We start from the raw sequence: 23205 nt of genomic DNA, 5'->3' as shown, positions 1-23205 counted from the left end.
TGCGCTCAGAATGCAGTAAGCTTAGTTCACTCAGACTGGTCCTGTTAGTTTATGGGCAAAAAACTCAGCCCTCAGTTTTGCCCGGGTAGTATATCGTCACCGGCTGCGAGTAATTGGGCACATCATCATAGCTAAACACCGCATAATACTTGGCGATATCCGGCGTACCAAAATTATCCAGAGTATAGTTGTCCCGACCGCCATACAGCTTTACGCCATCAAACGGGGAACGTGGCGGATGGAAGCGATTACGTACCACGAAAAAGCCCACCAGATCCTCATCCTCTTCATTGTCCCAGGTCAGTTTCACCACGCCGTTTTCGACCTGAGTTTGTAGATTATGTGGTGCAGCCACCGGATGTTTGCGTCGCGCAATATAATCTATTTTCAGCTGAGCGGGTTGCTGATCCTGGCAGTTGGTCCAGTTTACCAATGCATCCGTTGCCTGCGACTCCGCCGTAGCGCGAATAATAAAGTAAAAGGGTGTCTGTGCCTGATGTAAACGCTCCAGCTCCTGCAAGCTATAGCTGTCGAAAATAAAGTGATGCTCGGCACGCTCTCTGAGTTGCTCATTGCTGACCTCATAGCCGATATACTCTATTTTCTGGCGCTGTTTAACGTGTTGATAATCCACGTCCCGCAATTCCACCAACTCTATGGTAAAGCGCACATCCCGCGCGGATGCGATGGAATTACACGAGCGCACAGTCAGACAGGCACTAGTAAACACCGTACGCTCCACAGGCAAGTCCACATTTAAGTCAAACGACATCTGTCCGTACACAATATCGCCTTCGGTATCGAACCCGGATGCCAGTTTGTCGGCCACCACCTTGTCTTTATAAATGGTATTACAGGCCAATGGGCTCAGGACCAGTTGCTGTTCGGGCAACTGATAAACCAGCTCCAGATTGGGCCGATAATGTAAGCCGCTACCAAACGGTCCATAGCCAATATCGAACTGCATCACCTGAGAGTCTTTGCCCAGCGGTAGTTTTTTAGGCCCCTGCAACCGCAGCAAAAGACGCTGCTGTTTTAAGAGTTTGGCCAGCAAGCTACGCTCAACCCCGTTAAACTGCCATTTCAGCCAGATCCCCTGAGTCAGTTTGTCAGACTCAATGGTTTGTCCCAGCGTATGTAAAGGCTTAGCCTCAGCAATGGCAGCGTAGTCATAGATGTCTTCAATCTGATCAGCATCAAGGATCGCCACCGACCACTCACCATATTTTTCAATTTTGGCCGCCACCCGGTTCATGGGATAAATAAAGAACTGGGCGCTTAAGATCTGCGAGCCTGCGTTGATACTGCTGAGATCAAACTGTACCACGCCCATGCTGACACCTCGCTTCTTATCAACCCCGATAAACATAGAGTTATAACCAAAGTGCTCTTTATTTTTGACCTGGTTATTTTGCGATAAGTAGCCCACCGATTCACGGGCAGGAAACAAAGTGCGGGCACTTTCGGTCCGTGCCAGACGGGTTTTCAGACGCAGCTCCGGGCTGAATGGCGACTTTATCTTGGTCACCTTGTCCACGGCACGAATGTTGTAAAAATAACTGTGCCCGCTGAGCAGCTGACTGTCCGTAAAGCTCAGCGTTTTAGTAATGGCGACTAAGGTCTCTTCGCCACATGGGTTTTTGTTATGCTGACTGCGATAGACTTCAAAATAGATGTCATCACGGTCTTCATATTGCCATTCCAGCTCAACACTGTCATGGGCCACGGATTTGATGGTAAAGCCTTCCACTCGCTTGGGTGCCAACGGCGAGTAATTGATCGCCTCACTCAGCGCATATTGTACGGCCGGAATATTCTCGGCCACACTCTCGGACATATTTTTCATATAATCCGGAATATTACGCGTACCCACTTCCACCACGGTGGCAATGATCCCCTTGCGATAATAGTACTCTCGGCCACTACCGTGGATCAGCTGAGCCGGCGGCTTGCCCCGATGGATCCCGTACTGGCGGCCAGTTACCTTTTTGATCTCGTGGTTCATATTGGCACACAGCACATTCAGATCGGTCCCTTCGATTTCTACCTCATGATTGAACTTATGCGCCGGAAAAAACACATTGCCCTGGGAATGATAATCCAGTGCGATACGAATGTTCTCGTGACTTTCTACAAAGTCACGAATAGCACATGTTTCTGGCTCAGAAAACGCGTGAGGCCCGCCATAGGTATTCGAGCCTGTGTTCTGATTACGCATAAACTTCGCATCAAAATTGCGGTTCAGGTCTACCCCAAACGTCCCATCGCCATTGTTACGTCGATTCTTGCGCCAAAATGAGAAGTGGTTGCGGGAATACTCAAAGCCATCCGGATTCAGGCACGGCACCATATACAAAGTATTACGGGTCAAAGCATTTTGCAGCTTTGGGTTGAATCGATAGTTATCAATTACATACTGAACAAACTTTACCGCCAGCTCATTACCAATCCACTCCCGCGCATGAATTGATCCGGTATACAGTAACGCCGGTTTATCGTCGGCGTAGGTGACATCCAGCGAGATGGTCACCAGCATGATCGGTCGGCCTTCCCAGGTTTCACCTATGCTCTGTAAACGGATCAAATGGGGATGTGCGCTCATGGCACTTTGCAGGAAGTCTATGGTGTCCTGATAGGACGCGTATTGGATTTTCATAGCGGTTGCTCAGTTGCGGAAAACGAAAAGCTATAACCCGGATCAGGCCAGCCTGATCCGGTACAGCAAGAAACACTAATGTGTGGTCATTCCAGACGGCATGACCTGTTGCCAGTGTGCAACGATCTTTTCTAATTTTTTGTCCTTAAGGTTTTTCACCACACAAAGTTGTTGCGGCTCAGTGTTTAGCGCTTCAACGACGCCATGTGCACCAAAGGTCGACATGATCTCATCGATCATCTTGTCGCCAATGCCTTTCACCTGTGCCAGGATCTCCCGGATCTGAGCATCATCGAACACAGGCGCAGGGTAACTATTCAGCTCCAGGCCAGCCTGCTCATCACTACCGGGAATAGGCTGACAGGCTTTGGCTGCGGCTGATTTAGCGTGCAACACAAAGTTATCCTGCAAATTCCAGATCTCACTTGGCCACTCTTCAAGACGCTGATACTGGGTATCCAGGATAGGAAAGTGCTGCTCATCCATACCATGAAATACCTCGCCACAATCCTGGCTTGGTGTATAGCTGGAAAAGCCGATATGGCGCATCGTGCGTAGCAAACGTGAATCAATTTTGCCAAGCTCTTCCCAGTTATATAGCGGGATCGTTGGCTTACGGAAGTGACCATCCGAGAGCAGCCACATCAGATACTGGCCTATCCAATCTCGAATATATGGGAACGCAGCAAATGCCGTGGCACACTCCAAAATGCGTAGCTTGCCATCTTTGCCCAACGCAATATCGCAGGCCCAGTATTCGGCGTTGGCAGCTTTTGAGGCGGCGGTCGCCAGCTTAAGTACCGACTTAGGGACTGCCTGATAATCCATGCTGCCACCCTGGCTGGTGTTGGTTAACCACTCTCCTTCAGGAGGACGACGCCAGAAAGCACAGACGGGTTTATGACCCACCAACATGACACGAATATCTGCTTCCATCGGCACAAAGTCTTGTACATAAGCCGGGTAGTATTTTTTCTCCGTCAGCAGTGCCATGGCTTCGTCGTAGTTATCGACTTTATGCACAAAGTAGCCACCATAATTTGACGGGCCATACGAGCGCTTGATGATCTTAGGATATGTGGCCTGACTGAGATAACGTTTTGCTTTTTCAGGCACGTAAAAGATTTCAGTATGCGGTGCCGGCAACTTGTACTTACGACAAAAATGCGTCACGTTCTCTTTTGATTTATTAGAGAACTGACTGTCCAGTGAGGGCAAAAAGCGTACATGCGGCAATGCACGGGCAATTTCGCGGAACGTTTCATAGGCAGTTGCGGGTATATTGCCAATCAGCACATCAATTTGCTTTTGTTTCACTTCGGCAATAAAACGCGCTTTGTCATTGCCCCAGTGATATACCACAGTTTCGATTTTATCTGGCCAACCTTTGAAGTTGGATTTATCAAAAAAACGTAACACGTAATCCAGATAGAGAAGTCCGATCTTTGGAAGTTTGGGTTTTGCAGTCATTGCTCGGGCCACCTTGGCAAAATTAATGGGTTAGTAAAATGGGTCAGTAATATGGCCATCAGGCCACTTTGTGCGTATTCAGTGCATGCTTTTGAGTCGCAGTGCGCTCAATCAAATCCACCATGGCGTCGATCTTGGCCTGGTTGAAGTTAAGCCCCAGCGCTTCTTGCTCAGGTGTTGCGAAAGCCGGTATGGTATTCACTTCCAGCACCACATATTCTTCCCGCTCCCGATCGTAGATCAGATCAACACCCGCTATCTCCAGACCTAATGTGTTCGCGGCACGGATCGCAAGATCGACCACTTCGTCGTCGGGTTCACGAACAAACACAGAGCCACCACTGGTAATATTGGTTTTCCAGTCATCCTTGGGCGCTTTACGGCCATAACAGCCGACAAACTTGCCATCCACCACATCGATACGGAAATCGGTATTGTCATAATCAATAAACCGCTCAACATAAAAGTAACGTAAGTCGGTACGGCTCAGAAAAGGCAGCAACATGTCCAGCGCCTGCTCACTGTCGATTTTGACAATGCCGACACCACCCCAGCCATCAGTGGGCTTATAGATCAGCTTGCCACCAAAGTCCCTGAGTGCGTGCTTCAACCCATCCATGTCGTTTTTGTGGCACAGACGATAATCCGCCGTGCAGATCCCTTGGCTGTTGAGTAGGTGTGAGGTGCGAAACTTGTCTTCGGCAAGCGCAAACGCATCATAGTTGTTTAACGTGGGAATGGCCTGGCTCAGCGCCTGATAGAGATACACCTGAAACTGGGTTTGCTGGCCGGCGTTATAACTCAAAAACGTATCCAGCTGTTCCATCACAACGCCATTACAGATTATCTGGCCATCTTTTGCCCGGGCATCTCGTAAATTGAGCCCGGTACTGGTTTGGATCCCACGCTCAGCCAGAGCGTGAACAAGGCGCTGTTCAATCTCGCGCCCTCCACCATTTTCGTACATCCAGATGCCAACGTGCGGCGCCGCAACAGAGCGTGTCATAAAGTGTCTCCTTGGTCCTTGAACAGGTGCATAAAATTTGGTCAGGAAGGCTATTCTACAGGGCACTGTGTGACAGATTTTTGATCGTTCCTCTGTACCTCCCGGGATCCAAAAACTGTTCATAATTCCGTCACCCAACTGTCATCGAAAATCGCCACGATGGGCCCAAAATTACCGCAGGGACATGTTATGGATAGTCTTGACTTTAATGAGCTCGCGTCTTTAATTCGTTGTAATTCTTACAGTAAACACAAACCGGGTGTCGATGCACACGGCGAGCAGATGATTGAACTGGCCGCCCCTCTGGGCTACACACTAACTCGATATCAAAGGGAGCATATTGGCGATCATCTGTTATTGCGTGCCCCCAGAGGCGCAGGCAAACAGATCCTGTTACTGGGCCATCTGGACACTGTGTATCCGCCGGAGACTTTTGTTGAATTCAGCCAGGACGAAGAATGTGTTTATGGCCCTGGTGTCTGCGATATGAAAGGCGGCAACTGGGTTGCACTGAACGCATTGCGCCAGCTTAAACGCACTTATGGCAAGCTCCACAATATTGACTGGTTGCTGGTCAGCGATGAAGAAATTGGCAGCGATGACAGCAAAGCACTAACGACAAAAATCGCCAAGCAATATGATGCCTGTCTGGTCTTTGAAGCTGCTGGTAAAAATCATGAGCTGGTTGTGGCCCGCAAAGGCATTGCCACCTTTACCATCACCATTACCGGCAAAGCAGCCCATGCAGGTAATCACTATCGAGATGGCATTGATGCGAACTTCGCACTGGCAAACATGTTAATGGAAATGTCTGCCCTGACCGACCTGAAACGAGGCAGCACGGTCAATGTGGGCAAGATCCAGGGGGGGATTGGTGCCAATACCATTTCACCTTCCGCCACTATGGTCGTCGAAGCCCGTTTCACCAAAGCTTCTGAACAACAACGTTTACTCGAAGGCATCGAGAACATTTGTCTGGCCATTGAAGTAACCGGTGTATCCGTTAAGTTAGAAGGCGGGTTGCAACGCAGTGTGATGGCGCCAACGGATGAACAATCCGCTTTACTGTCTGAGATCAATGAGATCCTGGGATACGAATTGCCGGTGGAACATCGCGGTGGGGTATCCGACGCAAACACCGCAGCTGCAACAGGGACTCCAACTCTGGATGGTTTTGGACCCTACGGCGATGGCGATCACACCATCCATGAGCGGGCACTGAAGTCCAGCTTTGCACTGCGTATTGAACAAGTAACACAGATCCTGGCAAGCCTGTGCTATCAGGCCGAGCCAGAAGCTGCACTAAGCGACAACGATTAACGCTGGCACTGTGGGCAATATACCGTGCTGCGTTGACCCAGGCGGATCTCTTTCAGGGTTGTTTCGCAGCTGACACAAGGTTCGCCCTTGCGCCCATAAACCAGTAATTCTTGCGCAAAGTAGCCCGGTTTACCGTCACTTTGCGCAAAATCCTTCAGGGTGGTGCCACCTTGCTTTATGGCACTCGCCAGGGTTTCCTTAATAATGGGAGTTAAACGCTGGTAGCGCTGCAATGATACTTTACCGGCTTCCCGTTTGGGATGGATCCCGGCCTTAAACAAAGATTCATTGGCATAAATATTACCCACCCCGACGACGACATGGTTGTCCATAATGAACTGTTTGATTGCCACCTTTTTACCACGGCTGGCTGCATACAAGTGCTCGGCTGTAAACGCCTCAGTAAGCGGCTCCGGCCCCAATTTTGCAAATACGCTGTGCTCTTCAGTGGTCCCTTGCCATAGACAGGCACCAAAACGGCGGGGATCATTCAGGCGCAGTGCCAGCCCGTTGGCAAAATGAAACTCAATGTGATCGTGCTTTTTTAACGGCGTATTCTGCGCCACAACGCGCAGGCTGCCCGACATGCCAAGGTGTAAGATGGCCGTGCCCAGCGGGCTTTCCAGCAGTAAATATTTTGCCCGCCGTTTCACGGCACTGATCACTTGCCCTTCCAACAGGCTTACCTGCTCAGGGACCGGCCAGCGCAACTGACGCTGGTGTACAATAACTTTACTGACACCCTGGCTCAGGATATGGGGTTCAATGCCTAAGCGGCTGACTTCTACTTCTGGTAATTCTGGCATTACTTCAACTCAATTGGGGCAAATAGCTGTTGCGCCTGTGCTTTACTGATACTAAACCAACGCTGTGATTGTCTGGCAAAAAGATAATAGCTGTGCTGCTGATGATACAGCTGAAAGCTGAGCGGCAGTTCACTGCCGGCCAGCCAGAACTGAGCAACACTCAGTGCAGCGCTCGCTGGCAAGCCTGGATTATCAATGACGGTCAGTTCGCTTTCCTGCCACTGGGTGACTAACGCCTCCAATACACTCGGCTGCGCCTGCCAATTTGCCTGGGCATCGGCACTGAGCCGCCAGGATGTACCTATGCGCTCAATTTTATAACCCGGAAAGCCCAGCGCCAGTACGAAACTTTGCTGTTCAAAAAGCGGCATGCTCCCGCGCTCTTCCGCTGGCGGATTAATTTTCTGGTGTATGCCGTTAAGGAAAAAGATCATGATCAACATAGAGAAGATCACCACATTGTTCCATGCTTTACGACTCAAACGCATAACTACTCCACGGCTTGCTTACCCCGCCATACTGCGGGCTGATGAGGCTCTGGATCATATCCTGCACAGTCAGTTAAGTACACTCAGATCCGAAAGAAGCCGATGTTTTTACTCAATACACCAGACATTTCCGACAGTTTTCCGGTGGCCTGTTTATTGTCATTCAGGGCACTCATCGCATCCTGAGCTGCCAGGGTGATCTCTTCCATATTCGATGCCACCTCATTAATTGCCGATGCTTGTTGCTGTGCAACACTGGCCACTTCACCCACCTGTGACAGTGAATTTTGTGCCTGATTATCTATTTGTTCAAGTAGCTCGGTGGCTTCAAACGTGAGTGTGCGACCATGCTCTACCTGAGGTTGTGTTTTTTCCATCGCAGCAACCGTCGCAGCGGTTTCGCTTTGCACTTCCCGGATCATAGTTTCTATCTGATCCGTCGCTTCAAAGGTTCTGCGTGCCAGCTGCCTGACTTCATCTGCCACCACCGCAAAGCCGCGACCAGACTCGCCGGCCCGTGCTGCTTCGATGGCTGCGTTCAGTGCCAGCAGGTTGGTTTGCTCAGAGATACCACTGATCACATTGGCGATGCCACCTATCTGTTTGGTCTGCTCTGCCAGTTTTTGGATCTGCGATACTGTGCCGTCAACCGTCTGGGCAATGGTGTCCATCGCATCAGCGGTATTACGAATGGCCTGGCGCCCCTGATCAGCAAAAGTCACCGTTTGTGTTGAATTTTCTTCCGTCTGTTTGGCAATGTCACTCACCCGCATCATATTTTCCCGCAACGAGTCGAGCATCTGCGCCGTATTACTGGTGGCTTCTGCCTGATGCTGCGCAGCATCATAAATCTCACCAGAAGCACCAGTCACAGCGCTTGCCTGCACAGAAAGCTGCTCAGACACCTCTTTAATGCTGGTGACGATCCGGGTTAACTCACCAGACATTCGACAGACAGAATCCAGCATGCTATCGGGGTACTCGGTGTCAATCTGCATAGTCAGATCGCCCCCTGCGATCCGCGTTACCGCAGCCGCCGCATCCTGAGGCTCTCCACCCAGTGAGCGCTGGAAACTGCGCTCTATCGCCCAGCCCACCAGCACACTGATGGCCACCGCAATAAAGGTAAACCACAACATAAGCTGGGAAAATCCACCCGCGGCTTCACGCGCTGCGGGGGTCAGCGTTTGATTTTGCTGCTCCTGATAATCAATAAACTCGTTGATCACATTGAGCCAGCTGATAAAAGCCGGGCGCACTTCATCCAGTACCAGGGCATCGACACTCTGGCCGGCTTTTTTATTGCTCAATATGGTGCGGATAAGCGGTAATGTCCGAGCTTCAATGCGCTTTATACGAGCCAGGATCTCACGTTCCTGAGCGCTAAAGTGCCCGCCTGAATTGATCATTTGCGTCATTTTTGCGTCTGAATCCTGATAGAAGCGGGCAAGCTGATCGATTTCCCGTTCATATTCAGCTATTTCGGATGCACTTCTGGCAATCGCGACATCCCGAATGGCAATCGCCCTGTCGTGCACACTGCCTCGAAAGTTAATCGCATAACGTTGCTTCACCGAGTTGACGTCCGTGATCTCTGTTAGCGTCTGATCGATAAATGCCACGCGATTACTGCCAATAATGGTCATCACGACCAATAATGCCAACGCAATACCAAACCCGACCACCAATCGGCTTTTTACCGACAATCCCATTAACCACTGCACCATATTGTGCCTCCATGATAGCAACATATTGAAAGTTCAAAGTTAGTCGTACTAAATAAAGCTGTAAAGCAGATAAAACGAATTACTATGATAGAAAAAACAGCTGGTTGCTTTTACAACAGCCATATTCATTTGAAACTATATCAGGGACTCACCCAAGCGTTGTCCTTATCGCGCACGGATGATACGTGTATAATTGTTTCTTCGCGCTTAATCGACTTCTTTAGGCGTAACGCTCTGATATGGTTGTCGGAGCTAGAAATTGGAATACTTACAATGAAAAAAGCACTATTTTGCCTGATCACAGGCCTACTCTCTTCACCTACATTCGCTAATGCGCAATTTGTGCCGGCCAAAGTAATTGAAGACGGTGGCTCAATACGCCCTTCAGAAGCGATAGAGGGCAGTCGGCGCGAACACTGGGCTTTTGTCGACTACATGGTAGATCCGAACGGCAAACCCGTACATGCACTGGTCGAAGCCTCAGCTACCAAGCCTGTTCACAGAGCTAAATCAGCTTTGACAATACGCACTTATCAACCTGCCCGGCTGGGTGAAAACGCAATCTCTTCTGCCAGCCAGTTGCCGATCAGATTCAATAAGGTGTTTGAGCAATACTCCAACGACAATGTCTCCACTGTCTTTAGCAAGTATTTTGACGAGGCAAAGCGTTTAGTGGTCAGCAACCAAATGACCGAAGCCAAACCCGCACTCGATAGCCTGGTTGAGGATCACACTAAAAATCTCACAGAGCGTGCGTATAGCGCCTGGCTACTGAGCGCCTATTTCTACAACGTGCAAGACTGGCATCAGTACGAATATCACCTGAGAGAAGCTGTGCACCTACATCACTTGCTTACGCCAGATTTGGCATTGATGTCGATGCAAAGCCTGATGAACCTGGAGGTCTATCAGAAGCAATACGGTAATGCGTTTGCCACCCTGCTCAAAATGCGAGAGATCAAAAACAAACAACTGTCTAAGCAAACTATCACTGAGTTTAGTGCGCAGCTGCAGGAACAAATTGACGCTAACCCGGTCATCACGGTCACTGCCAAACTGGCTGAATTACGCACCTGGCGCCATACACTTAACCGCAGCACCATTTCACTCAGTGCAGAAAATGGTAGCCTAAGTACTGTCGCTTTATACTGTCAAAATGGCTATCAGCGCTTTAACGAGCTGCCGGTGAAAAACTATCAGGTTCCTGAAGCCTACGGCAGCTGCTACCTGGCGGTGCAAGGTGATGCAGACACCCAAATCAGCTACCGAGAAGAAGGCGAAGCCCGATTTAGGCTTTATCTGTAAATTTGACAAAAAATGAAAAATGAGTGATCCGAATATCTAGGCCGCTCGTTTTATAAGATGAAGGGTTCGCAGTACGGTGTACTAAACAATCCCCTTCGCGACGGCACTGATAAACGCGCACTTTAAGTGCGCGTTTTCTCTTTTATCAAACCGATAAAAACTCATTTGCTCACCACATCAACCAGATTACCCCGAAGCACATCTGAGCACTGAGCCGCCTGACGCAGCAAAGTAATAAACTCCTGCGCAAGAGGGGGCGGTTGCTGTACGTTGGCCCACAATGCATAGACCGGGCGCAGATGTTGCCACTCGCCCACATAGCAAAACGGTTTGTCCAGTTCAGCGACTTCTGTCATCGGCAAGACGGCCGCTCCCAGGCCGGATGCAACCATTTGCCTGGCTAACGTGATGTCTCCCACGTAAGAGAAGTGCTCAAAGCGGGACAATAGATCGCGCCACTGTGCAGAATCCGGAATTTGTTCCTTTTTAAATGGCATGAACAAGGTGTTCGTTTCTTTAGCCTGTTCAGGCACCACACACTTTAGTGCAATCTCGCCGATACGCGTGTGATAGCAGTTGGAATCCTGCAATGTGCCTACCCGAATAATCACATCGAAACGCTTCTGGCTCAGCAACACATTGGTATTGTCCGGTTCAATGTGCAACACAATGTCCGGATGGGTGCGCTGAAAAGACTCAACCACAGGATATAAAGGGCCATTGATCAAATTCTGCGGACACAATAAGTGAAATGCACTGACTTGCGGGCTTAACAACGCGGTGCAGTCAGTTTGCAGGGCCAGCAGCGACGGAGCCATTTTTTCATAGACGGCCTGGCCATGAGATGTTGCTAACACACCGCGCGCTGAGCGATTCAACAGGCTATAACCAAGCCGAGCTTCCAGCGCGGCAATCCGTTTAGAAATGGTTGGTGCGCTGAGGCTTAACGCATCAGCGGCTTTCGCAAAGCTGCCCCGGCGAGCCACTTCAACAAAGAGCAGCAGATCATCGAGCATGTGGTTTTCCTTAATCTTAGCTTGCTTATTCTGACATTCCGCTTCTGCTCAAGCCCGTTATGATGGGTATGAAACGGAGGAGCGCGATGCAAAAACTGATATTCACTACTTTATTTTCATTTTGCCTGTCGACACTGGTGTCGGGCTGGGTCACCTATGTCAATCTGGGTGTAGCGCCCGGATTTTTGCAGCACTGGTTCAGGGCGTTTATTCATGCCTGGCCCGTTGCTTTAGTCACGGCTTATCTGCTCAGCGGGCCAATCCACTCCCTTACTCACTTTATTCTGGAGCGAAACCATGTCAAATGACACTGAACACACCACGAATGACGATGCAATCAATTTGGTTGCCTATATTAATCCAAAAGCCGCCTACTACCAAAACTGTAAGTCTGCCATAGAAGAGATCATGGAGATAACACGACAGGAGCCCGGGTGCCAGCGCTTTGAGCTATATGAAAACACAACGCACACTCAGCTGATCCTGATAGAACGGTTTGCCCGGCAAAGTGCATTTGATTTCCATCATCATCAACCCTATACCCAGGCCGTATACCGACTATATCAGGACGGGCTCACGTGTCCTCCGGAACTGCACTTTTTGACAGACGTCTCTGTATAACGGGCAGTAAAATGCCCGCAAATCGCGGGCATTATAGTTATTTATAGCATCTACAACTTAGTGCATTCGACAAGCTGCATAGGCCGGGTGTGTCCAGCAAATATCAACACTTGCCTGATTGCCTGCGCCCGCGATAACTTGCGTCTGCTCTGTATTTAACCCTTTGCTCTGTAAGGTTTTCACTGCTTTTTTATTTAATTTCAGTTTCATATTCTGTCCTTAATCTTAATGTTGATGCCTCAGAGGGCGATCCAGATTTAACACAGGCTTGAGAAAAATGGTACAAAAAAAGAACAACCAAAGCCTGTTGCGACTGGATTTTAATTTGGCCTGAGCACCTCAATGACCTGCGCATCAACCCAGTAGACATCGCCTTCTTTATCTCCTACATTGCGGTTAAAAAAGAGATATTTACCGTCCGGGGTCACGCTGGCTGATGCTTCCCGGCCTGACGTATTCACTTTGTCCCCTAGGTTAATCGCCTCACCCCAGCTACCATCTTTTTGACGGAAACTGACATATAAATCACTCTCCCCATATCCGGATTCTCTCTGACCATCCCAAATAATGTACGAGTCATCAGGGGCTATAAACGGGTGTGCATTGTATTTACCCGTATTCACCTCGGGACCCAGGGCCTTCGGCGGCTGACGCTTTCCGTTGACTACCTCAGAGACGCGGATCACATCACCGCTCTTGTAATCATCCAGTATATACGTGCCTTTACTGGATGAAGTCAGACGCATGATCCCCCAGTCGTCCCTGTCAAACATCGGACCCAATACCTGCAACGACCCCCAGCCACAGGCTGTGCGCGTCATATAGTATTTACCCAGATGCATGGTTTTCCCGTCAGGCGCTAAAAACGGACGCCCCACCCGTGGACCCACCACCTGCTCATGCCACTGATTGTCGCGTTGGATGTAGGATATTAGAGTCCACTTACCCGTGTGATTATCTTTTCGAGTAAAATAAAACTCCGTCATATCGGGTGAAAAGAACGCGTTGTAATCACGATGTTGTGTGGAAACAGCCCCCGGGGCGAAGACTTGTGGCGTAGTACCCGGCTCTTTTTGGCCCAGGTAAGGGCCTGTTAGCACATCAGATACCTGCTCGGCCTGGCTGATGGTACTCGTCAGTGACGCTGAAAACAGCACCACCAGCAATCTGGTTAACTTCATAATAAAACTCCTTTGGCTAAGCCTACTTCATAATCTGTTGCAAACACAAACCTAGCTTACCGACAACCCCGGAGATAACTTGAAGTTTTGCTGATGTTTCGCTGAAAAGTTAAAAAGCAATATAATTAGATAGTTATTGATAAATACAACAATGTCACAGGCCAGCCACCCAACTATCAGGTGGCTTGCCCATCTATATCGAGTTCAGCAATGTCTACTGAAGCGATGGCGCTTTCTTACTCGCAGCACGCCGTGCACTTCTTCTGCGCAACCAGCATACGCCACCAAGCAACCCAAACAGATGCACTAACATTCCGCTGCTTCCATCCGGTTTTGACGTATCCGGTTCATCTGCTGAATCACCACCTGCTGAATCACCACCTGATGAATCACCACCTGATGAATCACCGCCTGAGCCACCATCTGAGTCACCGTCTGAGATTTCTACTTGAAACTGCAGTGTCAGTTGCTGGCTCAACTGGCCATCACTGACTTCAATGTTAATCGCATATTCTCCCGCACTCGCAAACTGCCCGGTCAATTTACCCCAGTCCGCCAGCTCAAAGCCCTCGGGCAGTTCAGGTGCACTGAAAAAGTAGTTGTCGCCGTTGTGATCAACCACCAGCTCAATAAGCTCCATGGATATGGCTTCATCTGGCTTAACACTGAGTACATCAGGTTGTTGACGCCACTGCGGTGCCTGGTTAGCCACATCCAATGCGATACGATACACACCACGGCCATAAGTAAACGCATACAGATAGTTAACGTGCTCAATCCGCCTTAACACCATGCGGTATACCGCTACATTGGGCAGACCATGAATGAAGGGCTGCCAGCTGTCTCCCCCATCATTTGTGTGGTATACGCCATAATCGGTACCCACAAATAAGGTGTCCGGATCTTCTCTTAACTCCACCAGGGTATGCGCCGGTAAATCCGGAAATGCTCCCTCACCTTCACCATCGAGTGCGCGCCAGCTGGTTCCTTCGTCCTCGCTTTTCCAGATGTGCTTTTCGCCAAACGTTGACACAACCGCATACATGTCTGTGTTATCGTGCATGCTGTAGTGTAATTCGCGTACATAGGCGGTATCGGAGAAGCTAATATCTTGTGGCGTGGTCGTGCTGTCGGAGCTCAGCGCGTTGTTCAGACGTTTCAGCGCGCCATCCGTCTGAGCATAGACCACAGTATTACTGTCGCCTGGTTTCACCACTAACGCTGTGATCCCCCGACGATATTCTTCGGTAAAGCGCTCTGAAGCACGCTCGAATCTCCCGTCTGATAACTCATCCAGCCGCCACAAACTTTGCCCACCCAGCCAAACACGATCGGGGTAATTTGGGTCCACTGCATAGGGCGCGATAAAGAGACCACTTTCGTACTCGGCCTTTTCCAGATAACGATTTTCACCATTTTCACGGAGGATCACGTTACCATTCTGACTTGATACCAGCATCCGCGCGTCATCTATAAAGAAGGCATAACCACCGTCTCCCTGAGCAACATGCTGCCAGCCGGTATCTGGTGAGAAAGCCCTGCTGCCGTTGTCCTGGGCACCGCCAACAATCTGGCTACCATCTTCTGACACATCACCATGGTAAAACTGGGTCACATTGTAACCTGAATTCAACGAGCGCCAGGCAATGTCTGCTGGCTCCTCACTACAGGCACTCATGCCCTTCGCAAATGGATTACTGGTCAATGCGATACCACCATCATTAACATTATATAAGCGCGTTTCATTCACGCCGTCATACTCGGGGTGGAAATATAAGCCATGGTGATCAACATGTGGTGTGTCAGCGCCAAAGTAATAGAAGGACACCTGTTGCCAGTTTTGGCCGCTGTCTTCGGAGCGCATAACTTCGACAGCCCCCACCCAGATCACGTTGGCATCGGTAGGATCAATGGTGAGTGTGTTATCAAACCAGCCCTGACCATAAATGAAGCTTTGTTCCGGATCGGGACAATACAAACTGTTGGGGTTTGAGAGCACATAGCGTCCCAGTATATCCGGGTGTTGTGGTCCGGTCACCAGCGCCCAGTTCTCTCCACCATCCACTGATTTGTAGAGGCCCTGTAATGCATGCGGTATATCTCCTTGTGCATTAAAAGCAGCCAGCGCATACACAATGTTGGGATCTGATGGTGCAAAAGCCAACGTCGTGCGGCCCTGATTGGGCTCGGCAATCACTGGCTGCCAGCTTTGCCCTGAATCCTGACTCAGGTAAACCGCGCCCCCCTCACCAAAGTTGCCACAGCTAGCCAGGATCCGATCCTGCTCATCACTTAACGGACTCACGGCCAGTTCCAGACACCCACCCAATACATCACTCTGATCAAGTGCCAACTGCCAGCGTTCCCCTTTGTCATCAGACAACCAGATCCCCGTATTTGTGACTGCATAGAGACGACCTTGCGCACCAAAGCGTAGCTTATTCACATATTGAAAATTGACATTGTTATTGGTGCTCTCGAGCTGATACCAGGTCTCACCACCATCTTCAGACGTCATAATGCCATCACCGGCAAACCCGATGCTGTTAGTGAAACCGCGCCCAACATAAACACCTTCACCACTGCCTGCAAACAAGCGTTCACTGTCATCAGGATCAAAGACCAGGGTACCAATCGCCATACTGGGCAACTCACTGGCAATGGGTTGCCAGCTTTCACCTGCGTTCACAGATTTCCATATTCCCCCGGAAATACCTGCGGTAAATAAAATGTCGGGATTTTGCGGATGGAATACCAAGGTGCGGGTGCGCCCACCCACACGTTCAGGGCCCAGGTTCTCCCATTGATGCTCTGATGACTCACGTGCACGATACGCCTGAACCTGTCTGAACGCTTCATCATACTTAGCCTGCATATCTAACTGACGCGCCGGATTCACCCGAATTAGGCTCTGCATCGACTTATCCGGCTCACGAATGTTTTTTTCGTGTACTTTGGTTTTTGGGGTTATATCGTTGATAGATGGCTTACTACTGGCATAAAGCACGGCAACAGCAATCGCCGACAAGGCAATACCGCCGAACAAACCTACTTTTGTTTTATCACTCATATCCACTCCTTTTTATTTATTGTTTTCCTGTTATAACTACCTGACAAACAGGTCACTTGTCACCTTATCAGATACTTAACATTTCTGTATATAGTTCAAACATTGGGTTACAGCCTTCGCGCCCAAGCTCAGACATCACGGCTTTTTGATCCAAAACAATCCCACACAAAAAATGTAAAATAAAAGCTTAAAAAGATTCACAAAAAGTAAACAATACAATTCTGTGGGGTGTTCTGCTCCGCAGTGAAACACTCTTTGTAATAAGGACAATTTTATGAACAATCTACGAAATGCAGTATTAGGATTAGTTGCCTTCATGTCAGGATCAGCACTGGCGGGTGATATTGAAAATGGCATTATGAAAAATGCAGAGAATTACTACGGCGTCGCACACCAGGTTGCCGATATTGTTAAACAGGCACCTGAGTATAAAACAGCACCTCAGCAATATCCGCGCTTTGATGTTCAACCTATGGCACCCGCCACAGGTATCTCCTACTTTGAATTTGGCCTGGTCCGCTCACAGCTTGGTGGCGATCAGAGGATTCTTGCCGGAGATTTTTCTACTGGCACCAATCACGGTGGCAGCTACTTATATGTATATGCCTGGCAAGTCGGCTACGGCAATCCAAACAACGCAACCATGAATGGGGTGTCAAAGTCTGCGGCGCTCCGTGAAGCACGATGTGGCTCAGATCTACACCGTTGCCAGGCTGGTGAAACAGTCACAGGCTGGTTATACGGTTGGGACTTCACCGGCCAGTCTGCAGGTCAGGTAAAAGCTTCTGCCAACTCGGTTGCCTCTCCGTTTGGTTACTGGAGTGACTCTTTGTATATCAACTAATACAAAGTCGTACGGGTGCATTGTGCAGTTATGCACCCATTTGATTAAGCTACTGAGCCATTTCTGGTTTGACCCAGCCTTTGAATTATCTCAATGGACTTCAGATATAACTCGCTTGATTCTTTGCTATGCCCACCCATAGCTGATGACAGCTGATAGGTATGTTTCATATCGTTCAGCAGATCGTGTTTCTTGAACGGATCTTCATTCATCGAGGTGGGTGCGCCTATGACCATCATTTCACCTGTACCGATAAATCCACCATCAAATAATTCTCTGGACAAGCTGCGCATTTCACCTGCCGACATATTGTGCACGTCATACTTGGCTGCAAGTTCTTGCCACTTATTTTCCGCTTGCCGGGCTTTATCACTGAGTGTGACCGTGTCGCTTGTTGCGCCGGCTTTGTGTGGATTGCCAGATGACTCCTCGGCAGTGTAAGTATTGCGTGTTGCGTAGACCTGGCTGGCTGCACTGGCGCCAGCGCTTGCGTTGATTGCATTCATAGATGATATCCTTCCTTTGGGGAGATTAGGGCGGGTCATCTCTCTACGGCAAACTAAGCAGGCCCGCTATTTACATTCTGTTAATGCAATTAGAGTGCCAGGAATATCATACATTCTACCTACTAGTGTACCTCCTGATACACACCTTTTTCACGGCTCGGCGCGGTGTTTATACTGAAAGACGGACTCCAGCGGCTGATCGAAAACCTCAGCAATTTTAAATGCCACTTCCAGCGATGGCGAATACTTGGCTGCCTCAATCGCCATGATGGTTTGGCGGGTTACCCCAACACGCTCAGCGAGTTCTTTCTGGGTCATCTCTCCGGCCATAAATCGCAACATTCTGATCTGATTAGTGATTGTGCACTCAGCCATGAAGGGTTCCCATCCGATTTTGGATCAGTTGGGTGACATAGTTAACCAATTCCGCTAGGAGAAATGCGCCCACCATAATGTGCAAAGTCAGGAACGGCAATTCCGCACGCTGCGCTGCACCCAGGCCATTTTGCTCCAAAGCATATTGGCCAATCGCAAAACACACCCCAGCCTGAAGTATCCAAAGCGCATACTTGTTGCCTACCAGCGACAGGTATTTTTCGCGCTCATCCAGCGGTTTTTCGACATCCCCGTCGCTGACCAGCTCCAGCAACAACTGACTGATAATTGACAGGACGACAGAGACCCCCACCACCTTGATCAACAACTGAGATATCCAGGTACCGCTGGCTAGCTGCTCAGCGCTGGCCGCCATCAGGCTGGTTGCATAGAAATACACCACAGCACCAGTCACTAGCAGATCTAACGTTAGTGTCAGGTCCCGAAAACTCAGAGAGTCGAGTAATGCTTTCAGTACTTTCAGCTTTTCATTACTTGTCATGAATACCCCCCTTAACTCAAAGTAAAAAATCTTTAACTCATATTGGTTGATATTACACCCAATGTCAAACATCTTTTACCTAAGGTTAGAAGTGTATGACTACACTAAGTGTCGAAGCGAATTTAGTACGCACGTCCAGCTGTAGCAACCCTTATGACCTTATTGAGTGGGCCTGAGCGTTTCGATGATGTTTGCATCGACCCAGAATAAGTCAGACTGCGCTTTACCCTGTTTCCCTTCAGCCTTAACCATTCTATTGAAAAACAGGTAGTTGCCATCGGGTGTCACTTGCGGCCCGCCCTCCTCGGCGGCCGTGTTAACTCGCTCTCCCAGATTAATCGCCGCGCCCCATGACCCATCAGGCTGACGAAAACTGATATACAGATCAGCACTGCCAAACCCCGCTTCCCGATGGCCATCCCACATCACATAAGATTCATCTGGGGCGATGAAGGGGTGCGCATTCCATTTACCGGTATTGATTGTTTCGCTGAGGGCCTTTGGCTTCTGCCACTCACCATTTTCCCATTTAGAGTACCTCAGCACCCCCTTGCCATCCCGGGTAAACTCGTCAAACACAATTGTGCCCTTGAGCGACATTTTCAGGCCCATCATTGGAATATCATCAAAGGCCGGACCCAGCTTTTTCATCTCTGACCACCCATCCGGGGTACGCGTTTTATATTGCTTGCCATAAAACACCCTTTGCCCATCCGGCGCATAATAGGGCGCTCTTCCCGTTTGCGTATTAATGACCTGCTGCCATCCACCAGCTGCCCGGTTAAAGGTCACAGATGCCGTTTCACGCTGCCCATTGTTCATCCGCCAACGAAAAACATAGAGCACTGCTTTATCAGGCGCGAAATGCACTGCATCGCCCCAGTCGGGCATAGACACGAGTCCCGGAGCAAACACTTTTGGAGTTAATCCGGGTGGCTCCTGGCCCAGGTAAGGGCCATTTAGCTCAGTCAACACAGGCTGAGTGTTGCCATTGCTACATACAAACAGACCCACAACAGACAAAAGTAACTTTGGTAATTCAGGCTTCATCATATTATTCTCCCAGTAAGCGAGTAAGCAGAGCAATCAAAATACCGGTGTAGAGTAAAAAATCTGGGCCTGACGGTGACTTCTTGCTGACTTTATTATGAAAATTACAAAAAGCATTATTATCAAATAGTTAAATTAAAATTAGCGTGTGATTTTGATACAGGTGCGAGGAGCGCATGGCGCATTAGGAACACTATGACACAGCAATACTGGATAGGTGAGTTTTACGTAGACTTATCACGTAATCAAATCACCGTCGAAGAAGAGATAAAAACCTTAGCGCCTAAGGCACTGTCTGTACTCACGGTGCTGGCAAAACATCAGGGACAAGTGCTTAGTCAGGACATGCTGCTGGATCACGTGTGGCCAGATACCATCGTCTCGCCGAACACCCTTCAGCGCTGCATTGCGCAGTTAAGAAAAGCATTAGGTGATGATGGCAAAGAGCAGCATATCATCAAGACCCATGCCAAGAAGGGCTACAGCCTGGAATGCGAAGTACGCTGGCAAGCACAATCGCAAAGTACGACGCCTGAACAGCACACAGAGAGCATTCAACCCAAACCACGCCACACACCTGGGCCCGCTCAGATACGCTCTCGCTCTCAATTTGGTTTTGCCCTGTTTGCAGCGGCGTTTTTTATTGTTGGCCTCGCAGCCTCAGTCTTATTCGAACCAAGCTCAAGCGCACAGCTCACGATCAGCGAATTCCGGCCACTGACTGCCACAGATAACCGCGAAGTTGCCGGAATATACTCCCCAGACGGTGAATATATCGTGTTTCATCGTTATTCTACTGAAGTGTGCCGTAATAATATCTGGGCAAAACGTATCGATACCCAGCAAGAGTTTCGTCTCACGGACAACCTGGATATCAACGGACAACATCAGTTTTCGCCCGATGGCAAAACGCTGGCCTTCGTACAAACCTCTAACTGTATTCAGCCCCTGACACAAAAGCTCTGCTACCACCTTATGACGCTGGATTTCGATAAAGCACTGCAATCACCACAAACGCCTACTCGCGTGCTGGAGTGCAAAAACTCACAGATCAGAGAGCCACAATGGCTGGACAGTGACCACATTGCACTGCTGCAAAAAAACCATGAACGCTGGAAATTAATCCGCTACTCACTGCAAGATAACACCAGCACCCTTCTTTATGAGGTCAGTGATGGCGATATCATCAGCTATGATTACTCGCGTAAAGACGGTCTGCTGGCGGTCGTGCGCCTCGGCGAAGGGTCACATTATTATCTTGATATGCTCAAGCCCGATGGTGAGCAGGTATCCAGCCACCGCATTCACTACCCCAATACCATTGCTCGCTTTAAGTCCATCTACCCCAACTTTTCTCCCTATGAGAATCAACTCGCCTTCAGCACCGGCCGCCAGTTATACACCCTGACCTATCAGGGACAGGTTAACCCGGTGACGCTGCCGGTGGATGAACCTATGGGCTCACCGGTGTTTCATCCCAGTGACAGCCGTATGTTGGTGATCAAAGGACAATACGACAGCGATATTTATGCCATGCCTTTACACCAGGCAACACAGGCACAAGCACGTCAGATTTTGGAACGCTCGAACCGGGAAGAGAGCAACGCGCTGTTTCAGCCAGGGGGTGAGCTGCTCGCCTTTAATTCTGCACGCTCCGGACAAATGCAGATCTGGCTCAGTGATGGGCAAGTCCCCCGCCAGCTCAGCAATTTCCCCATGGACACCTCTTTATATGAAACCCACTGGTCCGCCGATGGGACACAGCTGTTAGCCAATACCGACAAAACGCTGGTGCGTCTCAATCTGGATGGCAGCCAACATACTGTGCCACTGGACTACCCGGTAGTGCAGCTGTTCCATTGGGACAGTCGCAATCAGACAGCCTTATCTCTGATCCGGGTCAATGGCATACTCACCTTTGCAGAGCTGAATCTTAACACCGCTGATGTACGTATTCTCAAAGACCGCGACGTAACCTGGGCGCTCAAAACCGCCGACGGGAGCCTGGTTTATACCGATCACATGGATCGTTTCTGGCGATCCGGCCCGGTTGAAGATCAGCTGATTGAACCGCTATTGACACAAGGCAGCGAGCGACTGTTTACCGCATTTGGTAATACCTTGTATGGGATCAACGAGGATGCCCAGTTGTGGTCTTACGATCTGCACAGTGGTGATTTTGAAATTATCACCACTGTGGCAGACGATATTATCCGCATTTCAGCCGTCAACGATGCGCAAATCCTCCTCATCAAACAACTCACATCGCGTAAAGAGGTGGTGGAGTTACTACTGGCGGATTAACAGCGTTGCTCAAGGGCAAACTACGGCCTGCCCTTGAGCAACACAATGCAGCTCTTAAGGCTCAGCAAGCTGCTGCTTTTCCTGCTCGCTAAGCGTGCGCTGATAGTTACTGTGGCTCAGGCCCAGCCACTGCGGTAATGTTGCGCTGACAAAAATAGAAGACCAGGTCCCGACTGCAACCCCAATGAATAAAGCACTCGCAAACCCCTGTAAACTGGCTCCACCGAGCCACCAAAGTGCAGCTATGGTGGTCAATGTCGTCAGCGAGGTAATGGCTGTTCTGCCCAGGGTGCTGCCCAGCGCCGCATTAATGGTGTTGCTCACGGTGCTATCCGGACGGGCGCGAACCAACTCTCTGACTTTGTCACCAATGACAATCGAATCATTCAATGAGTAGCCAATGATGGCCAGCAAGGCGGCCAGTACCGTCAGGTCAAATTCCATTCCGGTCGCAGCGAAAAAGCCCAGTGTGATAAGCACGTCATGTAGCAGGGCCAGACTTGCCGATACAGCCAGTCGCCATTCAAATCGTACTATCAGATACAAGCCCACTGCCAACAAGCTCACGAGCAAAGCCAGCCCGCCCTGCTCGATAAGCTCAGCGCCTATCTGCGCCCCCACATAGCGGCTGTCGAGGATCTCCATCCCCAGCTCGTCGGGCAACTGAGTGTGCCAGTCGAGCGGTTTCGGGCTGTTATTCTGCGGTGGCTGAAATAATTGCCAGTGAAGGGCATCGTGCTCAGATAATCGAAACTCCCCGGAAACATAGGGCGTCAGCTGGTCGCGTAACTCACTGCTGGAGATATCCTGAGCGAGTTGGAACTCACTGACATAGCCACCCGTAAAGTCCTGTCCAAACTCAAGTCCGTACTGGTTGACGAACACAGCGCTGAGTATGACCGCTATCAGACTCAGTAGTAAACCTGAGGTACGAATTGTTTGCCAGAGTTTATGCATA

General features: G+C 49.7%; 21 protein-coding genes. 6 read left to right on the top strand and 15 right to left on the bottom strand.

Translation table 11 applies throughout. The annotated features are described in order from the left end of the window. Window positions 1-64: 64 nt before the first annotated feature. The 3 genes from AT705_RS14290 to AT705_RS14280 all read right to left on the bottom strand — a co-directional run bounded on the left by AT705_RS14290 (window position 65) and on the right by AT705_RS14280 (window position 5132). Window positions 65-2656: a M14 family zinc carboxypeptidase gene (locus AT705_RS14290; protein WP_058797075.1), complete on the bottom strand. Its 2592-nt coding sequence runs from the start codon at window positions 2654-2656 to the stop codon at window positions 65-67. Between the two features lie 75 nt (window positions 2657-2731). Beyond that, on the bottom strand, window positions 2732-4126 hold the full coding sequence (locus AT705_RS14285) for an ATP-grasp domain-containing protein (protein WP_058797074.1): 1395 nt from the start codon (window positions 4124-4126) through the stop codon (window positions 2732-2734). Window positions 4127-4184: 58 nt separating this feature from the next. Then, a complete protein-coding gene (locus AT705_RS14280) occupies window positions 4185-5132 on the bottom strand; it encodes an ATP-grasp domain-containing protein (protein WP_058797073.1) in 948 nt (315 codons plus the stop codon). A 189-nt stretch (window positions 5133-5321) separates the two neighbouring features. Here AT705_RS14280 and AT705_RS14275 point away from each other — a divergent pair, with 189 nt between their 5' ends. Beyond that, window positions 5322-6452 carry a M20 family metallopeptidase gene (locus AT705_RS14275; RefSeq protein ID WP_058797072.1) on the top strand — a complete coding sequence of 377 codons (1131 nt, stop codon included), beginning with the start codon at window positions 5322-5324 and terminating at the stop codon, window positions 6450-6452. Here the strand turns inward: AT705_RS14275 and mutM are convergent. The 3 genes from mutM to AT705_RS14260 all read right to left on the bottom strand — a co-directional run bounded on the left by mutM (window position 6449) and on the right by AT705_RS14260 (window position 9473). Then, entirely contained in the window at window positions 6449-7258 is an 810-nt protein-coding gene (mutM, locus tag AT705_RS14270) for a bifunctional DNA-formamidopyrimidine glycosylase/DNA-(apurinic or apyrimidinic site) lyase (protein ID WP_058797071.1), read from the bottom strand. The two genes, AT705_RS14275 and mutM, sit on opposite strands and share 4 nt — an antisense overlap. Next, complete coding sequence (locus AT705_RS14265; protein WP_058797070.1) at window positions 7258-7746, bottom strand: hypothetical protein; 489 nt, start codon at window positions 7744-7746, stop codon at window positions 7258-7260. The genes mutM and AT705_RS14265 overlap by 1 nt, the downstream gene beginning before the upstream one ends. Before the next feature lie 83 nt (window positions 7747-7829). Further along, window positions 7830-9473 (bottom strand): methyl-accepting chemotaxis protein, encoded by a 1644-nt coding sequence (locus tag AT705_RS14260; RefSeq protein WP_082668999.1) that lies wholly within the window; start codon window positions 9471-9473, stop codon window positions 7830-7832. A 273-nt stretch (window positions 9474-9746) separates the two neighbouring features. Here AT705_RS14260 and AT705_RS14255 point away from each other — a divergent pair, with 273 nt between their 5' ends. After that, complete coding sequence (locus tag AT705_RS14255; protein WP_058797069.1) at window positions 9747-10778, top strand: hypothetical protein; 1032 nt, start codon at window positions 9747-9749, stop codon at window positions 10776-10778. Window positions 10779-10939: 161 nt separating this feature from the next. Here the strand turns inward: AT705_RS14255 and AT705_RS14250 are convergent, their stop codons facing one another. Then, a complete protein-coding gene (locus tag AT705_RS14250; RefSeq protein WP_058797068.1) occupies window positions 10940-11794 on the bottom strand; it encodes a LysR family transcriptional regulator in 855 nt (284 codons plus the stop codon). Between the two features lie 86 nt (window positions 11795-11880). On the opposite strand from AT705_RS14250, the gene AT705_RS14245 reads away from it, so the two are divergent. Both AT705_RS14245 and AT705_RS14240 read left to right on the top strand, forming a co-directional pair. Further along, entirely contained in the window at window positions 11881-12102 is a 222-nt protein-coding gene (locus tag AT705_RS14245; RefSeq protein WP_058797067.1) for a DUF2798 domain-containing protein, read from the top strand. After that, on the top strand, window positions 12092-12415 hold the full coding sequence (locus tag AT705_RS14240; protein WP_058797066.1) for a putative quinol monooxygenase: 324 nt from the start codon (window positions 12092-12094) through the stop codon (window positions 12413-12415). Before AT705_RS14245 ends, AT705_RS14240 begins: the two co-directional genes overlap by 11 nt. A gap of 57 nt (window positions 12416-12472) precedes the next feature. Here the strand turns inward: AT705_RS14240 and AT705_RS25295 are convergent, their stop codons facing one another. The 3 genes from AT705_RS25295 to AT705_RS14230 all read right to left on the bottom strand — a co-directional run bounded on the left by AT705_RS25295 (window position 12473) and on the right by AT705_RS14230 (window position 16666). Continuing rightward, the gene (locus tag AT705_RS25295) at window positions 12473-12625 is read right to left on the bottom strand and encodes a hypothetical protein (protein ID WP_156202128.1); all 153 of its coding nucleotides are present in this window, start codon (window positions 12623-12625) and stop codon (window positions 12473-12475) included. Between the two features lie 110 nt (window positions 12626-12735). Beyond that, complete coding sequence (locus AT705_RS14235) at window positions 12736-13596, bottom strand: PD40 domain-containing protein (RefSeq protein WP_208856738.1); 861 nt, start codon at window positions 13594-13596, stop codon at window positions 12736-12738. Window positions 13597-13810: 214 nt separating this feature from the next. Further along, entirely contained in the window at window positions 13811-16666 is a 2856-nt protein-coding gene (locus AT705_RS14230; protein WP_058797065.1) for a WD40/YVTN/BNR-like repeat-containing protein, read from the bottom strand. Window positions 16667-16940: 274 nt separating this feature from the next. On the opposite strand from AT705_RS14230, the gene AT705_RS14225 reads away from it, so the two are divergent. Continuing rightward, entirely contained in the window at window positions 16941-17510 is a 570-nt protein-coding gene (locus AT705_RS14225) for a DUF4879 domain-containing protein (protein ID WP_237113733.1), read from the top strand. Window positions 17511-17554: 44 nt separating this feature from the next. Here AT705_RS14225 and AT705_RS14220 read toward each other — a convergent pair whose 3' ends face one another. From AT705_RS14220 to AT705_RS14205, 4 genes are all read right to left on the bottom strand, one after another. Further along, complete coding sequence (locus tag AT705_RS14220; RefSeq protein ID WP_049862843.1) at window positions 17555-18016, bottom strand: hypothetical protein; 462 nt, start codon at window positions 18014-18016, stop codon at window positions 17555-17557. Window positions 18017-18166: 150 nt separating this feature from the next. After that, a complete protein-coding gene (locus AT705_RS14215) occupies window positions 18167-18391 on the bottom strand; it encodes a helix-turn-helix transcriptional regulator (protein WP_010383398.1) in 225 nt (74 codons plus the stop codon). Continuing rightward, window positions 18384-18893, bottom strand: coding sequence for a hypothetical protein (locus tag AT705_RS14210; protein WP_058798009.1), 510 nt, complete (start codon window positions 18891-18893; stop codon window positions 18384-18386). The genes AT705_RS14215 and AT705_RS14210 overlap by 8 nt, the downstream gene beginning before the upstream one ends. Window positions 18894-19052: 159 nt before the next feature. After that, window positions 19053-19946, bottom strand: a complete 894-nt coding sequence (locus AT705_RS14205; RefSeq protein WP_237113732.1) for a hypothetical protein — start codon at window positions 19944-19946, stop codon at window positions 19053-19055. A 192-nt stretch (window positions 19947-20138) separates the two neighbouring features. On the opposite strand from AT705_RS14205, the gene AT705_RS14200 reads away from it, so the two are divergent. Continuing rightward, window positions 20139-22247, top strand: coding sequence for a winged helix-turn-helix domain-containing protein (locus AT705_RS14200; RefSeq protein ID WP_058797064.1), 2109 nt, complete (start codon window positions 20139-20141; stop codon window positions 22245-22247). A gap of 54 nt (window positions 22248-22301) precedes the next feature. On the opposite strand, the gene secF is transcribed toward AT705_RS14200, so the two are convergent. Further along, the gene (gene secF, locus AT705_RS14195) at window positions 22302-23204 is read right to left on the bottom strand and encodes a protein translocase subunit SecF (RefSeq protein ID WP_058797063.1); all 903 of its coding nucleotides are present in this window, start codon (window positions 23202-23204) and stop codon (window positions 22302-22304) included. Between the last annotated feature and the right edge of the window lies 1 nt (window position 23205).

It is taken from the genome of Pseudoalteromonas rubra (genome assembly GCF_001482385.1).
In the GTDB taxonomy this organism is placed as follows: domain Bacteria; phylum Pseudomonadota; class Gammaproteobacteria; order Enterobacterales; family Alteromonadaceae; genus Pseudoalteromonas; species Pseudoalteromonas ardens.
The sequence above is the reverse complement of the archived record's forward strand: the minus strand, read 5'-3'. Positions and strand labels throughout refer to the sequence as shown.

Bases quoted from the DNA above. Each gene is read 5' to 3' on its own strand.
- AT705_RS14290 (WP_058797075.1), bottom strand. From the start codon at position 2,656: ATGAAAATCCAATACGCGTCCTATCAGGACACCATAGACTTCCTGCAA.
- AT705_RS14285 (WP_058797074.1), bottom strand. From the start codon at position 4,126: ATGACTGCAAAACCCAAACTTCCAAAGATCGGACTTCTCTATCTGGAT.
- AT705_RS14280 (WP_058797073.1), bottom strand. From the start codon at position 5,132: ATGACACGCTCTGTTGCGGCGCCGCACGTTGGCATCTGGATGTACGAA.
- AT705_RS14275 (WP_058797072.1), top strand. From the start codon at position 5,322: ATGGATAGTCTTGACTTTAATGAGCTCGCGTCTTTAATTCGTTGTAAT.
- mutM (WP_058797071.1), bottom strand. From the start codon at position 7,258: ATGCCAGAATTACCAGAAGTAGAAGTCAGCCGCTTAGGCATTGAACCC.
- AT705_RS14265 (WP_058797070.1), bottom strand. From the start codon at position 7,746: ATGCGTTTGAGTCGTAAAGCATGGAACAATGTGGTGATCTTCTCTATG.
- AT705_RS14260 (WP_082668999.1), bottom strand. From the start codon at position 9,473: ATGGTGCAGTGGTTAATGGGATTGTCGGTAAAAAGCCGATTGGTGGTC.
- AT705_RS14255 (WP_058797069.1), top strand. From the start codon at position 9,747: ATGAAAAAAGCACTATTTTGCCTGATCACAGGCCTACTCTCTTCACCT.
- AT705_RS14250 (WP_058797068.1), bottom strand. From the start codon at position 11,794: ATGCTCGATGATCTGCTGCTCTTTGTTGAAGTGGCTCGCCGGGGCAGC.
- AT705_RS14245 (WP_058797067.1), top strand. From the start codon at position 11,881: ATGCAAAAACTGATATTCACTACTTTATTTTCATTTTGCCTGTCGACA.
- AT705_RS14240 (WP_058797066.1), top strand. From the start codon at position 12,092: ATGTCAAATGACACTGAACACACCACGAATGACGATGCAATCAATTTG.
- AT705_RS25295 (WP_156202128.1), bottom strand. From the start codon at position 12,625: ATGAAACTGAAATTAAATAAAAAAGCAGTGAAAACCTTACAGAGCAAA.
- AT705_RS14235 (WP_208856738.1), bottom strand. From the start codon at position 13,596: ATGAAGTTAACCAGATTGCTGGTGGTGCTGTTTTCAGCGTCACTGACG.
- AT705_RS14230 (WP_058797065.1), bottom strand. From the start codon at position 16,666: ATGAGTGATAAAACAAAAGTAGGTTTGTTCGGCGGTATTGCCTTGTCG.
- AT705_RS14225 (WP_237113733.1), top strand. From the start codon at position 16,941: ATGAACAATCTACGAAATGCAGTATTAGGATTAGTTGCCTTCATGTCA.
- AT705_RS14220 (WP_049862843.1), bottom strand. From the start codon at position 18,016: ATGAATGCAATCAACGCAAGCGCTGGCGCCAGTGCAGCCAGCCAGGTC.
- AT705_RS14215 (WP_010383398.1), bottom strand. From the start codon at position 18,391: ATGGCTGAGTGCACAATCACTAATCAGATCAGAATGTTGCGATTTATG.
- AT705_RS14210 (WP_058798009.1), bottom strand. From the start codon at position 18,893: ATGACAAGTAATGAAAAGCTGAAAGTACTGAAAGCATTACTCGACTCT.
- AT705_RS14205 (WP_237113732.1), bottom strand. From the start codon at position 19,946: ATGATGAAGCCTGAATTACCAAAGTTACTTTTGTCTGTTGTGGGTCTG.
- AT705_RS14200 (WP_058797064.1), top strand. From the start codon at position 20,139: ATGACACAGCAATACTGGATAGGTGAGTTTTACGTAGACTTATCACGT.
- secF (WP_058797063.1), bottom strand. From the start codon at position 23,204: ATGCATAAACTCTGGCAAACAATTCGTACCTCAGGTTTACTACTGAGT.